Below are 13,286 nucleotides of genomic sequence, written 5' to 3' on the forward strand. Positions count from 1 at the left end.
GGCTTTTGGCCGCTGGACTGTGAGCCGGCGCGGTGTTAATCTAAGAGATATAAATATAATCAATAACGTTACAAGCCGCAGGCAGTCAGATCGCGTGTTGTGGGAGGTTTGTTGGGGCGTCGGTCGAGCCAATTCTGTTTGATCGACGGTTTCAGCAAGTATAGTCCCGTGGCCGCGATTCGCCCTCATTGCGTGACGCTGAATGGCGCTGGAACGTTGGGTGGAAATGGGATCGTGGACCGTCATGGCATGGAAGACCTTCCGCAGTGTCCTGTCTGGCAATGCCTCGTCGCCGGATGGCGCTGAGGTTGAGGTAAGGCGCGACGGCCGTGTGCCCAGTGAGCGAGGCCCGGCTCCTGTTCCCGCCAAAGCGCTGTCGCTGGACGCGATCGGCCAGCGCGACGAGGTCGTTCGCCAGCGCATCGGGGAGATGCTCGACCGGCTCGACGATCTCCGCACCCTGCGGGAAGACTTTTCCTCGATCCTCGAGCCGCTGATCCAGATCAGCGACGAGCTGCCGCGTTCGGGGATGCGGATTGCCGAGCTTGAGGCCTCGCTGGCGCAGGAGCGCCAATCGGGCGGCACGCTGCGCAATGATCTCGGCGAATCGGCCGCCAGGCTCGGCGCGATCGGTAACGAGCTGGCCGACGCGCTGGCCCGCGCCGACCAGGCGGAAAGCGAGCTGATCGAGCGCGAGCAGGCGATGACAGAGCAGGCGATCGCCCTGCGTGACAAGACGCTCGCTGTCGAGAATCTGGAGCGTCAGCTTTTCGGCGAGACCGAGCAGAACAAGGCCCTGACCGGCGAGAACAAGGCTCTGCGGCTGGAAGCTCAGGCCGCCGATTCCGCGCTCTCGCGCTCCGAGCACGAGTTGCTGGGTGCCCGCGAGCGTCTCGGCATCCTCGATCAGGACAGCCGCAGACTCCAGATCCTCAGTGAGGAGCAGAGCGGGCATCTGGCCGATCTCACCCAGCGGCATAAGGACATCGAGGCCGCGTTCGATGCCAGCCGGCAAAAGCTGCGCGCCGTCGAAGGCGATCTCGCGGCGCAGACCGAGGCCCGCGAGCGGGCCGAATCTCAATACGAGATCGAGGTCGGCAGCTATCGGACGGAGCGTGCGGCGCTGCTGATGAAGCTCGAAGCCTCCGAAAATCGGGCGTCCACGACCGAGCAGCTCCTGGCTCAGACGCGCAACCTGCTGCGCGAGAAGGACGAGGCGCACCGGATCGCCGAGCGCAATCTCAAGGAAGCCAGCATTGCCCGGGCCACCGCCGAACGGCGGGTCGAGGCGTTGCAGGCCGATCTCCTGCGTCAGACCGAGCGCTTCCAAGAGGCGCAGCGCCTGCGCACCGAACTCGACAGCCGTGCCGCGATGCTCAACAAGGCGCTGGCCGCCAAGGACGCGGCGCTCGAACAGGCGAGCCTGCGCACCACCGGCCTGAACGATCGGATCGCGGATCTGACCCGCAAGCACGAGGCGGCACGCTCCGAACTCGACCTTGCCAACCGGCGCCTGGCGGAAGATCTTGAGAACGAGCGTTCGGAGCGGACATTGCTACAAGGCGCGCTCGACATCGCCCGCGAAACCCGCGTCGCGCTGCAGAAGCAGCATGAGGCGTTGAAGCGTTCCGGCCGCGGCTGGCGCGATGCCGTCCGGGGCGAGGGCGATCAGGCCGCCGAAACCCTGCCGGAGGATGAGGCCAGCAATGTCCGTCCGTTCACGCCCCCCGGCAAATCGGCCTGATGGAGCCTGATGTCTTGTCGACCGATAACGAAAACGAGGGGCTGAACGTGAACGATCAAGCGCTCAAGGATGTCTCATCCTTTGCTCCCGCCGTGTTGAATTCCGGGATGCTGCGTGCGCGCCAGGCGCCACCGCTCCATCTTGCCGACAAGGTCGTGCCTCTGGCGCTGCCTGTGACCGAGCAGGCGGGAATCGAGGGAGCGGCGCCGGCGCCGGCCGCATTGCGCGACTGGTCTTCCGCCCTGGAGCTCGTGCAGGAGGCGAGCGAGGCGATCCGGATCGGCGAGGAACGCGCGAACCAGCTGGAGGAGCATCTGGCGCAGGTGCTTCAAGAGGCTGGCGACGAGATCAAGCGTCTGAACGCCGTCATCGCGAGTGGCGAACGGAAACTCGCCGAAACCGAGGAGCGCGTCGGCCTCGCCGAGACGCGGGCAGCCGAGGCCGAACTTTGGCTGGCGAAGCTTCATGACACGGTCGTCGCGTCCTTCACCCCGATGCTTAAAAAGGGCTCTGATCCCGCCGCTTCGGACGACCGGGAGGAGACGGCCGTCCCTGACTGAACCGTAGGAAGAGAGTCGGGCTGGGGGGCCGATAGCCGATAACGTATTGATGAGATTGCAACTTTAAGTTGATCTCGACGTTGTCGTCGCCTTGACAGGCATCAGTGGATGACATGAGCGAAACCGCCGGATTTCCTAAACTGGTTGCAGAGTCGGGGGCGCTGACCAAGCCCGTCCAGGCCGGGCCGATCACGCTGCGCGATGACCCAGGGTTTCATACCACGCTGGCTTGCGTGGAGCGCGCGGCCGAGCTGATCCGCTCGCTACAGCATGAAAACGAGGTCGCGAACCGGCAGCTTGCGACGCTTCGCGACCAGCTCCGCCGCGAAAAGGACGAGCGCCAGAGCGAAGCGGACAAGCTCGAGCAGTTGATCCGGAGCTGGCACGGCAAGGTCAAGGTCGCCGACACCGGCAGGGCCGAGGCCAATGCGCTCGCCGTTGCCGCGGTGACGCGCTGCGAGGAGATGGCCGCTGCCGAGATCGAGCTTCAAAAGCGGCTGAGCCGGGCTGAGGCGAGGGCGGTCGAGGCGGAGAACCATCTGGTCGGTCTGCAAAAGGCGATCGAGTTCGAATTGTCGAGCCTCCTGCCGTGATGCCGACATGAATGCGGAGATCGAGCCGTCTGCCGGTCCTTTTTCGCCGAAACATGGCGATGTCGAACTCTTTGCGCGCTTCGCCGAGCTTATCGCGAAATCGAAGGAAAAGCCGCCGCTTCTGTCGGAACCCGAAGAGCCGGTTCAGGACTGCTCCTCGTCGCTGCAATTCATCCGCGAGACCGGTGAAAAGCTGCGGGAGGCCCAGCGCCGCTCGGAGCGATTGGCGAGCAACGCCTATGAGATCGCCCGCAAAGCGGTCGCCTCGATGCAGGAGGCGCAGGATCGCGCCATCCTGGCCGAGGCCGATGCTGCGGCCGCGCGCGCAAGGGCTGAGGCTGCCGAGGAGGAGCTGCAGGCTCTCAAGCGCGAGATCGAGCGTGACGATCCGGTCGCGTCAGGGGTCGATCAATGGTTGCGTGAAGCTCATCTTCAATTGAGGCTCGCGCGGGAGCAGAGCCGGTCGCCCAACCGTAAGGACAGATCGGGCGGCGTGTAGGCCTGCTTATCGTGGCAGGAGAAACGATTTCAGCTGATCGGGCGTCATCGCGAGCTGTGCGGCCTGCGCCGCCACCAGGGCCGCGCCATGGGACGCGCCCCAGGCGACGCCGATGCTGGCGATGCCAGCCCGACGCGCGGCATCGATGTCGCGGACCTCGTCCCCGACGGAGAGCACCTCGTCCGCCCGCACGCCCAGCCGCTTGAGCACGCGCTTGAACTTCAGCGACTTGCCGAGAAGGGACGCGCCTGTTTCGTAATGGTCGATGAAAGCGGCATGGGGCCCCAGAACCCATTCGATGTTGGCGGCAGAATTGGAACTGACGACGACGATCAGCATGCCGCTCGCCTTCAGCTCCGCCAGCAGCTCTCCGACCCAGTCGAAAAGCTTTATCTGGTCGATATGTTGGGCGGCAAGCGCGCGGGTGTGGCGGGCGATCGCAGGCAGCTTCCACCTGGGAATGCCGAGCGCCGTCAGGATCTCCAGCGGAGATTTGCCGCGTAGCGCGTCCAGCTGCTCGGGCGTCGACTCGCGAAAGCCATAGCGACGCGCAAGCTGGTTCACGACGCCGAAGAACCACTCGACGCTGTCGGCCAGCGTGCCGTCGAAATCGAAGATGACGACGCGTTTGCGGGCCAGAATGGCGGGTTCGATCCGGAATTCGTTCATGCCGAGGCTCGTCCGGGCGTCGGCTGTCGTCGCATCGGCGGTTTCGCGCACTGCTTGTCTCATCATGCGACGGCCTGTCCTTGTGAGGTCTGCCGTCTGCATCTGTACAGGGTGGCCGCAAAAGGAGCGAGCCGGCGAACGAGTTGATCATAAGGCGCTTAGCCAACCGCAGACGCTAGGGCAAATCGACCGCCGACCGCGCTTCCGGAGCATCATGTGGCTGGAAGGGCACTGCCGCCGAGCTGGGGCGACGCGGGTTGACGGTGGCGGCGGCGATGCCTATCCGCGATCCCTGAATGCCGGTGCCGTAGCGGTCGGGAGAAGCTTTGATGAGTGGGATCAGGCTTGCGCGTGCCGATGGCATCGGAGTGGTCGAGATCGACAACCCTCCGGTCAATGCGACGTCCCAGAGCGTCAGGCATGGCCTTCTCGAGGCCATCCGCGAGTTTGCGGAGGATGCAACCGTCCGGGCGATCGTCATCGCGGCCGCCGGGCGGACGTTCACGGCCGGCGCCGATATCACCGAATTCGGCAAACCACCGCGTGAGCCACATCTGCCGGATGTGCTGGGCGAGATCGAAGCGTGCGCCAAGCCCGTCATCGTCGCCTGGCATGGCACGGCCCTGGGCGCTGGTTGCGAGATCGGGCTTGCGGCTCATGCCCGCATTATCGCTGCGTCCGGGTCGGTCGGCCTGCCCGAGGTCAAGCTGGGCTTGGTGCCGGGTGCCGGTGGCACGCAGCGGCTGCCGCGCCTGATCGGACCCGTCGCCGCGCTCGATCTCATCGCTAGCGGCCGGATGCTCGGCGCCGTGGAAGCGCTGAAGCTGGGCCTTGTCGACCGGATCGCCGAAGGCGATCTGCGGGAAGCCGCGCTCCGCTTTGCGCGCGAGCTGGCCGGGCATGCGCCGGTCATGACCTCGCAGCGTCAGGTGACGGCACCATCTATCTCGGACTGGCAGACCGCCGTCAACAAGCTCTGCCGAGCGGCCAAGGGCCAGATCGCGCCATTGAAGGCGATCGAGCTGGTCGAGGCGGCGGTAAACGGATCCTTCGAGGAAGGGCTCGCGGCCGAGCGTCGGACGTTCCTCGAACTGAGGGATTCGGACCAGTCTCGCGCCTTGCGCCATCTCTTCATGGCCGAACGCGAGGCGTCCAAGCTGCCCGAGCTCGACGGGGTGCGCCCGCTTCCCATCGCTCATATCGGGGTCATCGGCGGCGGCACGATGGGCTCGGGGATCGCGGTCGCCTTCCTCGATGCCGGCTACAGCGTCACTTTGCTGGAGGCGAGCGACGCTGCGCTAGCAGCCGGCCGCGAGCGCATCGAAGGGCTCTATCAGCGCTCGCTTCGCTCCGGCCGGATCACCGAGACCATGCGCGACGAGCGGCTGTCGCGGCTTGCGACCGCTCTCGACATGGCGGCGCTCGCATCCTGCAACCTCGTGGTCGAGGCGGTGTTCGAGGACATGCAGGTGAAGCTCGATCTCTTGCGACGGATCGCAGCGACGGTCCCCGCCGAGACGCTGATCGCGACCAACACCTCCTATCTCGATATCGAGGCGATGGCCGACATCCTGCCGGCGCCGGAGCGCTTCCTGGGGCTCCACTTCTTCTCGCCGGCCGACATCATGAAGCTGCTGGAGATCGTGCGAGGGCGGCGGACATCGCCGCAAACGCTGGCGACCGGCTTTGCCATCGCCCGCAAGCTGCGCAAGATCGCGGTGATGTCGGGCGTCTGCGATGGCTTCATCGGCAACCGGATACTGGCGAAGTTCCGCCCGCAATGCGAGTTCATGCTGGAGGAAGGCGCCCTGCCGCAGGAGATCGACGTCGCACTGGAAGCATTCGGCATGGCGATGGGCCCGTTCGCGGTACAGGACCTCGCCGGCCTCGACATTGCCTGGGCGCGGCGCAAACGCCTCACCGAAACTCGCCCGAAAGACCAGCGCGACGTGCCGTTGATCGACCGGCTTTGCGAACAGGGTCGCTTCGGCCAGAAGGCGGGCAAGGGCTGGTATCGCTACGAGGACGGCAAACGGCAGCCCGATCCGGCGGTCGAGGCGATGGTCCGTGCTCATGCGACGGCGACGGGCCGGCCGCAGCGTAAATTCTCCGCTGCCGAGATTCAGGAGCGTGTCATCGCGGCCATGGTCAACGAAGGCGCGAAAATCCTGGCCGAAGGCATCGCCGCGCGGGCCTCGGACATCGATCTGGTGCTGGTCAACGGCTACGGTTTTCCGGGCTGGCGTGGCGGGCCGATGCACTATGCCGAGACGCTCGGACTGCCGGCGATCCTTGCGACAGCGCAGGAGACGGCACGGCGCGACGGGCGCGGCTACGAAGTCGCGTCCCTCCTGGCCGAGCGCGCGGCGGCAGGGCGCGGATTTTTCTGAGATATGCGGCCGAGCCGCTCGGCGCCTTGCGCCGCTGAGCGCCACCTCAGATAGCGGACAATAGGGGCTGGAATAGAGCCGCTTTTAGTCCGGCCAATCCTGCAAAACGGTGATCGATTCCGCGTCAGACCAGCGCGAGCATGTGCAGCACGACGAAGCAGCCCGCCCCGCCGCCGATCAGCAGCAGCGGGTTGACCGGCGTCGCCATCAGCAGCGCGGTCGAGGCCAAGGCGAGCCCACGGCCGATCCAGCCCGAGTCGAGCGAGCGGATCAGGACATAGCTCGCCGCCAGGATCATGCCCGCCGCGACCGGCCGCAGCCCCCGCTCCAGCGCCGTCAGCAGCCGCGCGCCCTCATAGCGCGACCAGAGATGCGCGACGCCGTAGATCAGCAGCGCGGTGGGGCCGAAGATGCCGATGGTGGCCGCCAGCGCTCCCCAGAACCCGGCGATCTGCCAGCCGATCAGCGTCGCCAGCAGCGAGCCGGGACCGGGCGCCAGCCTTGCGATCGCGAAAGCATCGACGAATTGCGACGCCGTCATCCAGCCATGCACATCGACGATCTGCCGGTGCATGTCGGCAATCGCGCTTTGCCCGCCGCCGATGGTGACGACCGACAGCGGCAGGAAGACCAGCAGGATGCTCCAGGCGATAGCAGGCATCGAGGCTAGCCGTTGCGGTAGGAGACGGCGACGCTGAGCGAGCCGGCGACCAGCACGGTCCAGATCAGCGGGAACTGCAGGAAGGCGACGGCCACGAAGGTTGCTGCCATCACTGCGAGCGGGAAGGCGCGTCGCGGGACCCGGCGCGCCGCCGTCAGCCCCATTGAGAGCGAAAGCCCGATCGCCGCTGCGGCCGCACCGGACAAGGCGACATGCGTCAACGAAAAGCCGGAAAGGGCGGTGAAGATCAGGCTGATCCCGACGATCACGATCGCCGCCGGCACGATGATGCCGAGCCAGGAGGCGATGGCGCCGTTGCGCCCGCGCAGCTTGTATCCGATCCAGATCGCCATGTTGGTGACGTTGACGCCCGGCAGGGCCTGCGCGATCGAGAGCCCGTTGAGGAATTCCTCCTCGCTCATCAGGCGCCGCCGCTGCACGAATTCCCGCAGCAGCCAGCCCGACAGACCGCCGCCGAAGCTGGTCAGCCCGATGCGTGCGAAGATCAGGAAGAGATCCGCGGCACTGGGCCGTTCGACGGGCGAAACCTGCATCTGAAGTCCGCGTGGCAAGCGACTCTGGAAGCGTCAGATTGCGCGCTTCGGGGCGGATAGCCAGCGGCACGGTGCATGAGCGTCATGACGGAGCGGCAGGAAGGTGCCGTTGTGCTCAGGCCGTCATTGCGAGGAGCGCAGCGACGAAGCAATCCAGAGGGACTGGGTTAGACGTTCAACCCAGTCCTTCTGGATTGCTTCGCTACGCTCGCAATGACGGTGAAGAGCATCGGACGCGTTTACTGCCGCGGCCCATCCCGCCGTCCCAGCGTGCGGCCAACCGCGCGCCTCAGCTTGGCGCCGGCCTTGCGGACGAGCTCGCCATTACGCTTGTCGCGCGGCTCACCGGCCATCAGCCCCGCCAGGGGCGCGGATTCAGCTTCTGCAGCGGATGAAAGCGCGAAATTATCCGTCAGAAAAGGGGCTTCGCCGAGCTGCAGGCTGGCTAGCGCCGCATCGATATAGGCCTTGATCGGCAGATGGTCCGAGGCCGCCCGCGCCAGCGGCGTATCGTGGACCTCCACCTGCGACAGGGTTTCCGGCCGGTTGGCGATGATGCGGTCCAGCGCCAACAGCGGAAGGCCGGACGGGAAGCTCGGCACCGGGACGGGGAGAGTGCCGAAGGCGGGGCCGAGGGCTTCCAGCGACGAGCGCGGTCCGAGCCGCCATTCGTTGAGATCGCCCATCAGCAGCGTCAGTCGCTCTTGGCGACCGCGCATGATGTCGATGATCATGCGCGCCTGCTGGGAACGCGAGCGCCGCAGCAGGCCGAGATGCGCCGCGACCAGCCTGAGCGGCGTGCCGTCCGCCAGGTCGAGATCGACGACAAGCGCGCCGCGCGGCTCCAGCCCCGGCAGCGTGACCTGGTGAACGTCCCGCACCAGTCCTTGCCGGAACAGCACGAGATTGCCATGCCAGCCATGGGACGCTCCGCGCGGTGTCAGCGGAACCGGCAGCAGGCCGGTCTCGCGCTCCAGCCAGGCGAGGTCGAGCAGCCCGTGGCGCTCACCGAAGCGCTTGTCGGCTTCCTGCAGGGCGATCACGTCCGGCCCGATCTCGGCGATCACGCTCGCGATGCGTTCGGGGTCGAAGCGGCCGTCGACGCCGACGCATTTGTGGACATTGTAGGAGGCGACGAGCGTCCCGGCCTGCCGCGCTCCCATCGGAGCCCCCCCGCCGCGACGGCGCTCGCGCAGCGATGCGATGATGCTGGCCGGCAGGCTCGGGCTCTTTTTCTGCATCGCGGCGCCAGCTGTTGGGGAAGGTCGGCTCGAATCGTGAAACTAATCTACGAACGAAAAGGTCGGGTTCGTGACCATTCTTAGAGATAGGGCGAGCCGAGCCAGATCAGGCGGTCGATGAGGCGGATGGGGAAGGAGCGGGCGCGCAAGGCGTCGAGCGTCACCGGCTGCGCCGTCTCGATCGCGGTATCGATCCGCGCTTCGATTCCGCCGGCGAAACCATGGTCGAGAACCTCGACATCGATCTCGAAATTGAGCCGGAGCGAGCGCGGGTCGAGGTTGGAGGAGCCGACATAGGCCCATGAGCCATCGATCGCGAGGAGCTTCGAATGGTCGAACGGGCCGGTCGAGCGCCAGATCCGGCAATAATTCTTGAGCATCTGGTCGAACTGCGCCGTCATCGCGCGGTCGACCAGCACGAGATTGTTGACCGCCGGCACCACGATGTCGATCGAGACGCCGCGCCGCGCCGCCGTCACCAGGGCGCTGATCAGCTCCTGATCCGGCAGGAAATAGGGCGACATGACCTTGACCGAGCGCCGTGCGATCGACAGCGCGCCGATCAGCAGCTTGTGATTGTTCTCCAGGCAGGAATCGGGGCCGGACGGCACGGCCCGCATCAGCACGGGCGAATCCGCTTCGGGCGGGGGTGGGATGTCCCAGACCTCGTCTTCGAGCGCTTCATTCGTGGTGAAGCGCCAATCCTCGCTCGCGATGGCGAAGAGGTCGGCCACAACCGGCCCGGTCACGCGGAAATGCGTGTCATGGGCTGCGCCATCTCCCGAGAACTCGGAGGTGAAGCCCTGGCGGATGTTCATGCCGCCCATGAAGGAGACCGTCCCGTCGACGACGATGATCTTCCGGTGGGTCCGCAGATTGGCATAGGGCAGTCTTAAGCCGACGATGATGTTGCCGTTGAAGACGCGCACATCGATACCGCCCTGGGCCAGACGGCCGGCGATGCTCGGCACCGAATAGCGCGCGCCGACGGCGTCGATCAGAACCTTGACGACGACACCACGCGCTTTCGCGGCGATCAGCGCATCGGCGATCCGCAGGCCGATCGGGTCGCGGTCGAAGATATAGGTCTCGAGCAGGATGCTGCGCTCAGCCTCACCGATGGCCTCCAGCATCGCGGCATAGGCCTCGTCGCCGGTGCGCAGGGTGTGGATCGTGTTGCCCCGCGTCAGCGGATGGCGCGCGACGCGGTCGCCCAGCGTCTTCATGGCGGAGAACCGCTGGCCGAACAGCGCCGCAACCTCGTCCTGGCCGATATGGAAAGCCGAATCGTCGCCGGTGCGATGGCCTGGACGCTGCGAAAGGATGGCCGCTCGGCGGATCCGGTTGATGCCGGCAATCGCATAGAGCACGGCACCGATGACGGGCGAAAGCACGATCACGGCCGTCCAGCCGATGGCGGCGCGGACCTCGTCCTTCGTCATCACCGCATGCACGGTGGCGGCGGTCGCCATCGCCAGAGAGACGACAGCGAAGATATGCGGCCAGTACGCCGAGAGAATCCCCCACATGCGGGCAAGCTAAAGCATGCTGCATGGGTCTGGGAAAGCGGCGTGTTCGGTCCCGCACCGGATATGGCGAAGGGTCCGGGTTTTCCATGCCAAGGAGAGGAAACCGGCATCCACTCCAGAACCGGAAATGGCAGTAATCCCCAGAATACCACGGTCCCGTATACACGGTTTTGAGGGATGACGGAGCGCATGTCCCTTCGCGATAGAATGCTGGAATAAAACAGTTTTCCATTTTCATGATGCTTCAAGGAGCGGTCCAAAACCCCAGGTAAGGGTGTCTTTCGGCTTGCGACGGCAAGGACTCGACTCGCGGCCATATCTGTGTCGTTCTGTATCGGAACAAAGAGCGAACAAAAGATCCTGTCCTCGCATGCAGAACGCCGCCTCGCCCTCCCTGTCCGATCTGCGCAGCACCCTGGCGGCAGCGGCCTTGCGCGCCGGCCCCGTCGCGGCCGGCCGTGTCGCGCTCGGCGTGCCGGACATCGACATCGTGCTGGCGGGAGGGCTTCAGCGGGCTGCCCTGCATGAAATCCATGCCGCCGGCACGGCCGATCTGGCTGCGGCGACGGGCTTTGCTCTCGGCCTCGCCTTACGCGCTGCGGGCGGAGTCGAAGAGGCCGCGGAACGGCCGATCCTCTGGGCAAGGCAGGATTTCGTTGATGTCGAGACAGGCCGACTTCATGCCCCGGGCCTGAACGAATTGGGGCTCGATCCAGCGCGCCTGCTGCTGGTGCGGGCGCGTGATGCGGAGGGGGTTCTGCGGGCCGGGGCGGAAGGGGCGCGCTGCCCGGCGCTCGGCGCCGTGCTGATCGAGCCCTGGGGCGAGGCCAAGTCCTTCGACCTCACGGCGAGCCGGCGTCTTTCGCTGGCGGCGGAAGGGGCGGGAGTGACCGTGCTTTTGCTGCGCGTGGCGGCGCGGGAAGCGCCGAGCGCGGCGCGAACGCGCTGGCGGGTGGCCTCGCTGGCCTCCCGCGCGCTCGTGGCGAATGCGCCGGGGGCTCCGGCTTTCGAGGTGAGTTTGCTGCGCCAGAGAGGCGGCGCGGCGCAGCGTGAGTGGCGTGTGGAGTGGGACCGTGACCGACGTTTCTTTGCGGAAAGAACCGCCTTCGACCGATTGGCCCCCCGGACGCACCATGCCCCGCCGCTATCTCGCTCTCTGGTTTCCCTTCCTGGCGACGGATCGCCTGCGGCGCAGGGGCAGGATTCCGGCCTTCGGCGCGCCGGCTGAGAAACCCCATGTCCTCGTCGCGATCGACCGCAACGCGATGCGCATCGTCGATTGCGACAGGAACGCCGTTCGGCTCGGCCTGACGCGCGGGTTGACGCTTGCCGATGCCCGCGCCCGCATTCCCGACCTAGTCGCGTTGGAATCGCAGCCGATGGCGGATCAGGTTCTGCTGGAGGATATCGCTGCCTTCTGCGATCGCTTTACCCCGCTTGTCGCATTGGACGAACGCGACGGGCTGCTGCTCGACATCACCGGCTGCGCCCATCTTTTCGGGGGTGAAGAGGCGCTGGTCGCCCTCATCCAGCGCCTCGTGCACCGGCTCGGCCTCGCGCTGAAGGTCGCCGTTGCCGGCACCCCCGAGGCCGCCCACGCCTATGGCCGTCACGGACCTGGCGGCATTCTCCCGCCGGGTCGGGAGGAGGCGGCGTTGCTCGGCCTGCCGACGGCGGCGCTGGGCATCGAGCCCGAGACCGTGATCGCTCTTTCCCGTGCGGGGCTGAAGACGCTTTCCGATCTGGCGGCGCGTCCCTCGCAGACGCTGACCGCCCGCTTCGGCGAGGAACTCGCGATCCGGCTCAGATGCACGCTGGGTCACGAGGACCGCCGGATCACGCCCTTGCGCCCGCCGCCGGACTGCGTGGTGGAACGTCACTTCGCCGAGCCCTTCGCCGACACGGCGAGCCTCGAGGATGTCGTTCTCCGTCTGATCGGCGAGGCGGCGCGCGTGCTTGAGGCGCGCGGCGAGGGCGGGCGCGTTTTCGAGATCGGCTTCTTCCGCAGCGACGGGGCTGTGCGCCGCCTCACGCTCGAAACCGGACGACCCTCGCGCGACGCCAAGGCGCTGCTCAGGCTTTATCGCGAGCGGATCGAGGCTCTGGCCGATCCGCTCGATCCCGGCTTCGGCTTCGATGCCGTCAAGCTCGCCGTCCCGGTCTGCGAGCCGATGGCCACGCCCCAGCACAGTCTCGACGGCCGGGCCGTGGAGGAGGAGGCTGTGGCCGATCTCGTCGACCGGCTCGTCACCCGCTTTGGCCGCGACCGGGTGCTGCGCTTTGCCGAGCAGGACAGCCACCATCCCGTCCGAGGCGCCAAGGCGCGCTCCGCCGCCGTGCCGCTACCCGAATGCATCTGGGCCGCGCCAGAACCGCAAGAGCCGCCGGCCCGGCCACTCCAGCTCTTCGAGCCGCCCCATCCGGTCGAGGCGATCGCCGAAGTGCCGGACGGCCCGCCGATCCGCTTCCGCTGGCGGCGCCTGATCCATGACGTCGCCCGTGCCGAGGGGCCTGAGCGCATCGCGCCCGAGTGGTGGCGCGACGGCTCCGACGAGCCGATGCGCGATTATTACCGCGTCGAGGATGCGCAAGGACACCGCTTCTGGCTCTACCGCATCGGCTTCTACGAGGCCGAGCAGGCGCCGCCGCGCTGGTATCTGCATGGGCTTTTCGCATGAGGCTGCAAGCTTTTTGGGCACCCCTTGCCGCAACCCTCATCCTGAGGAGCCGCGAAGCGGCGTCTCGAAAGATGTTTCAGGAGGTCCCGGAGCCACCTGGGACATCTTTCAAGACGCGGGCCTTGCCCGCTCCTCAGGATGAGGGCTGCGGAAGGCAAGGACGGGCCG

At 66.6% G+C, this 13,286-nt stretch carries 11 protein-coding genes and 1 pseudogene; 7 read left to right on the plus strand and 5 right to left on the minus strand.

Translation table 11 applies throughout. From position 1 onward, the window contains the following. The first annotated feature begins 244 nt into the window (after window positions 1–244). The 4 genes from AC1DR6_RS10915 (at window position 245) to AC1DR6_RS10930 (ending at window position 3,396) form a co-directional block, all read left to right on the plus strand. Window positions 245–1,744, plus strand: a complete 1,500-nt coding sequence (locus tag AC1DR6_RS10915; protein ID WP_476829244.1) for a chromosome partitioning protein ParA — start codon at window positions 245–247, stop codon at window positions 1,742–1,744. Window positions 1,745–1,758: 14 nt separating this feature from the next. Then, window positions 1,759–2,304 (plus strand): hypothetical protein, encoded by a 546-nt coding sequence (locus AC1DR6_RS10920; RefSeq protein WP_476829245.1) that lies wholly within the window; start codon window positions 1,759–1,761, stop codon window positions 2,302–2,304. Window positions 2,305–2,417: 113 nt separating this feature from the next. Next, window positions 2,418–2,897 carry a hypothetical protein gene (locus tag AC1DR6_RS10925; RefSeq protein WP_476829246.1) on the plus strand — a complete coding sequence of 160 codons (480 nt, stop codon included), beginning with the start codon at window positions 2,418–2,420 and terminating at the stop codon, window positions 2,895–2,897. Window positions 2,898–2,904: 7 nt separating this feature from the next. Then, window positions 2,905–3,396, plus strand: a complete 492-nt coding sequence (locus AC1DR6_RS10930) for a hypothetical protein (protein WP_476829247.1) — start codon at window positions 2,905–2,907, stop codon at window positions 3,394–3,396. Window positions 3,397–3,402: 6 nt separating this feature from the next. On the opposite strand, the gene AC1DR6_RS10935 is transcribed toward AC1DR6_RS10930, so the two are convergent. After that, the gene (locus AC1DR6_RS10935; protein WP_476829248.1) at window positions 3,403–4,131 is read right to left on the minus strand and encodes an HAD hydrolase-like protein; all 729 of its coding nucleotides are present in this window, start codon (window positions 4,129–4,131) and stop codon (window positions 3,403–3,405) included. 263 nt (window positions 4,132–4,394) lie between these two features. On the opposite strand from AC1DR6_RS10935, the gene AC1DR6_RS10940 reads away from it, so the two are divergent. Continuing rightward, entirely contained in the window at window positions 4,395–6,455 is a 2,061-nt protein-coding gene (locus AC1DR6_RS10940; RefSeq protein WP_476829249.1) for a 3-hydroxyacyl-CoA dehydrogenase NAD-binding domain-containing protein, read from the plus strand. A 124-nt stretch (window positions 6,456–6,579) separates the two neighbouring features. On the opposite strand, the gene AC1DR6_RS10945 is transcribed toward AC1DR6_RS10940, so the two are convergent. The 4 genes and pseudogenes from AC1DR6_RS10945 to AC1DR6_RS10960 all read right to left on the minus strand — a co-directional run bounded on the left by AC1DR6_RS10945 (window position 6,580) and on the right by AC1DR6_RS10960 (window position 10,440). Then, a complete protein-coding gene (locus tag AC1DR6_RS10945) occupies window positions 6,580–7,116 on the minus strand; it encodes a chromate transporter (RefSeq protein ID WP_476829250.1) in 537 nt (178 codons plus the stop codon). Between the two features lie 5 nt (window positions 7,117–7,121). Continuing rightward, window positions 7,122–7,670, minus strand: coding sequence for a chromate transporter (locus AC1DR6_RS10950; RefSeq protein ID WP_476829251.1), 549 nt, complete (start codon window positions 7,668–7,670; stop codon window positions 7,122–7,124). A 455-nt stretch (window positions 7,671–8,125) separates the two neighbouring features. Beyond that, window positions 8,126–8,911 (minus strand): annotated as a pseudogene (locus tag AC1DR6_RS10955) (endonuclease/exonuclease/phosphatase family protein); the annotation flags it as partial. An 80-nt stretch (window positions 8,912–8,991) separates the two neighbouring features. Further along, a complete protein-coding gene (locus AC1DR6_RS10960) occupies window positions 8,992–10,440 on the minus strand; it encodes a phospholipase D-like domain-containing protein (RefSeq protein WP_476829252.1) in 1,449 nt (482 codons plus the stop codon). Window positions 10,441–10,810: 370 nt separating this feature from the next. On the opposite strand from AC1DR6_RS10960, the gene AC1DR6_RS10965 reads away from it, so the two are divergent. Continuing rightward, complete coding sequence (locus tag AC1DR6_RS10965) at window positions 10,811–11,668, plus strand: ImuA family protein (RefSeq protein WP_476829253.1); 858 nt, start codon at window positions 10,811–10,813, stop codon at window positions 11,666–11,668. Continuing rightward, entirely contained in the window at window positions 11,574–13,118 is a 1,545-nt protein-coding gene (locus tag AC1DR6_RS10970; protein ID WP_476829254.1) for a Y-family DNA polymerase, read from the plus strand. The genes AC1DR6_RS10965 and AC1DR6_RS10970 overlap by 95 nt, the downstream gene beginning before the upstream one ends. The last annotated feature ends 168 nt before the right edge of the window (window positions 13,119–13,286 follow it).

This window comes from Allobosea sp. P5_A5 (assembly GCF_056400625.1).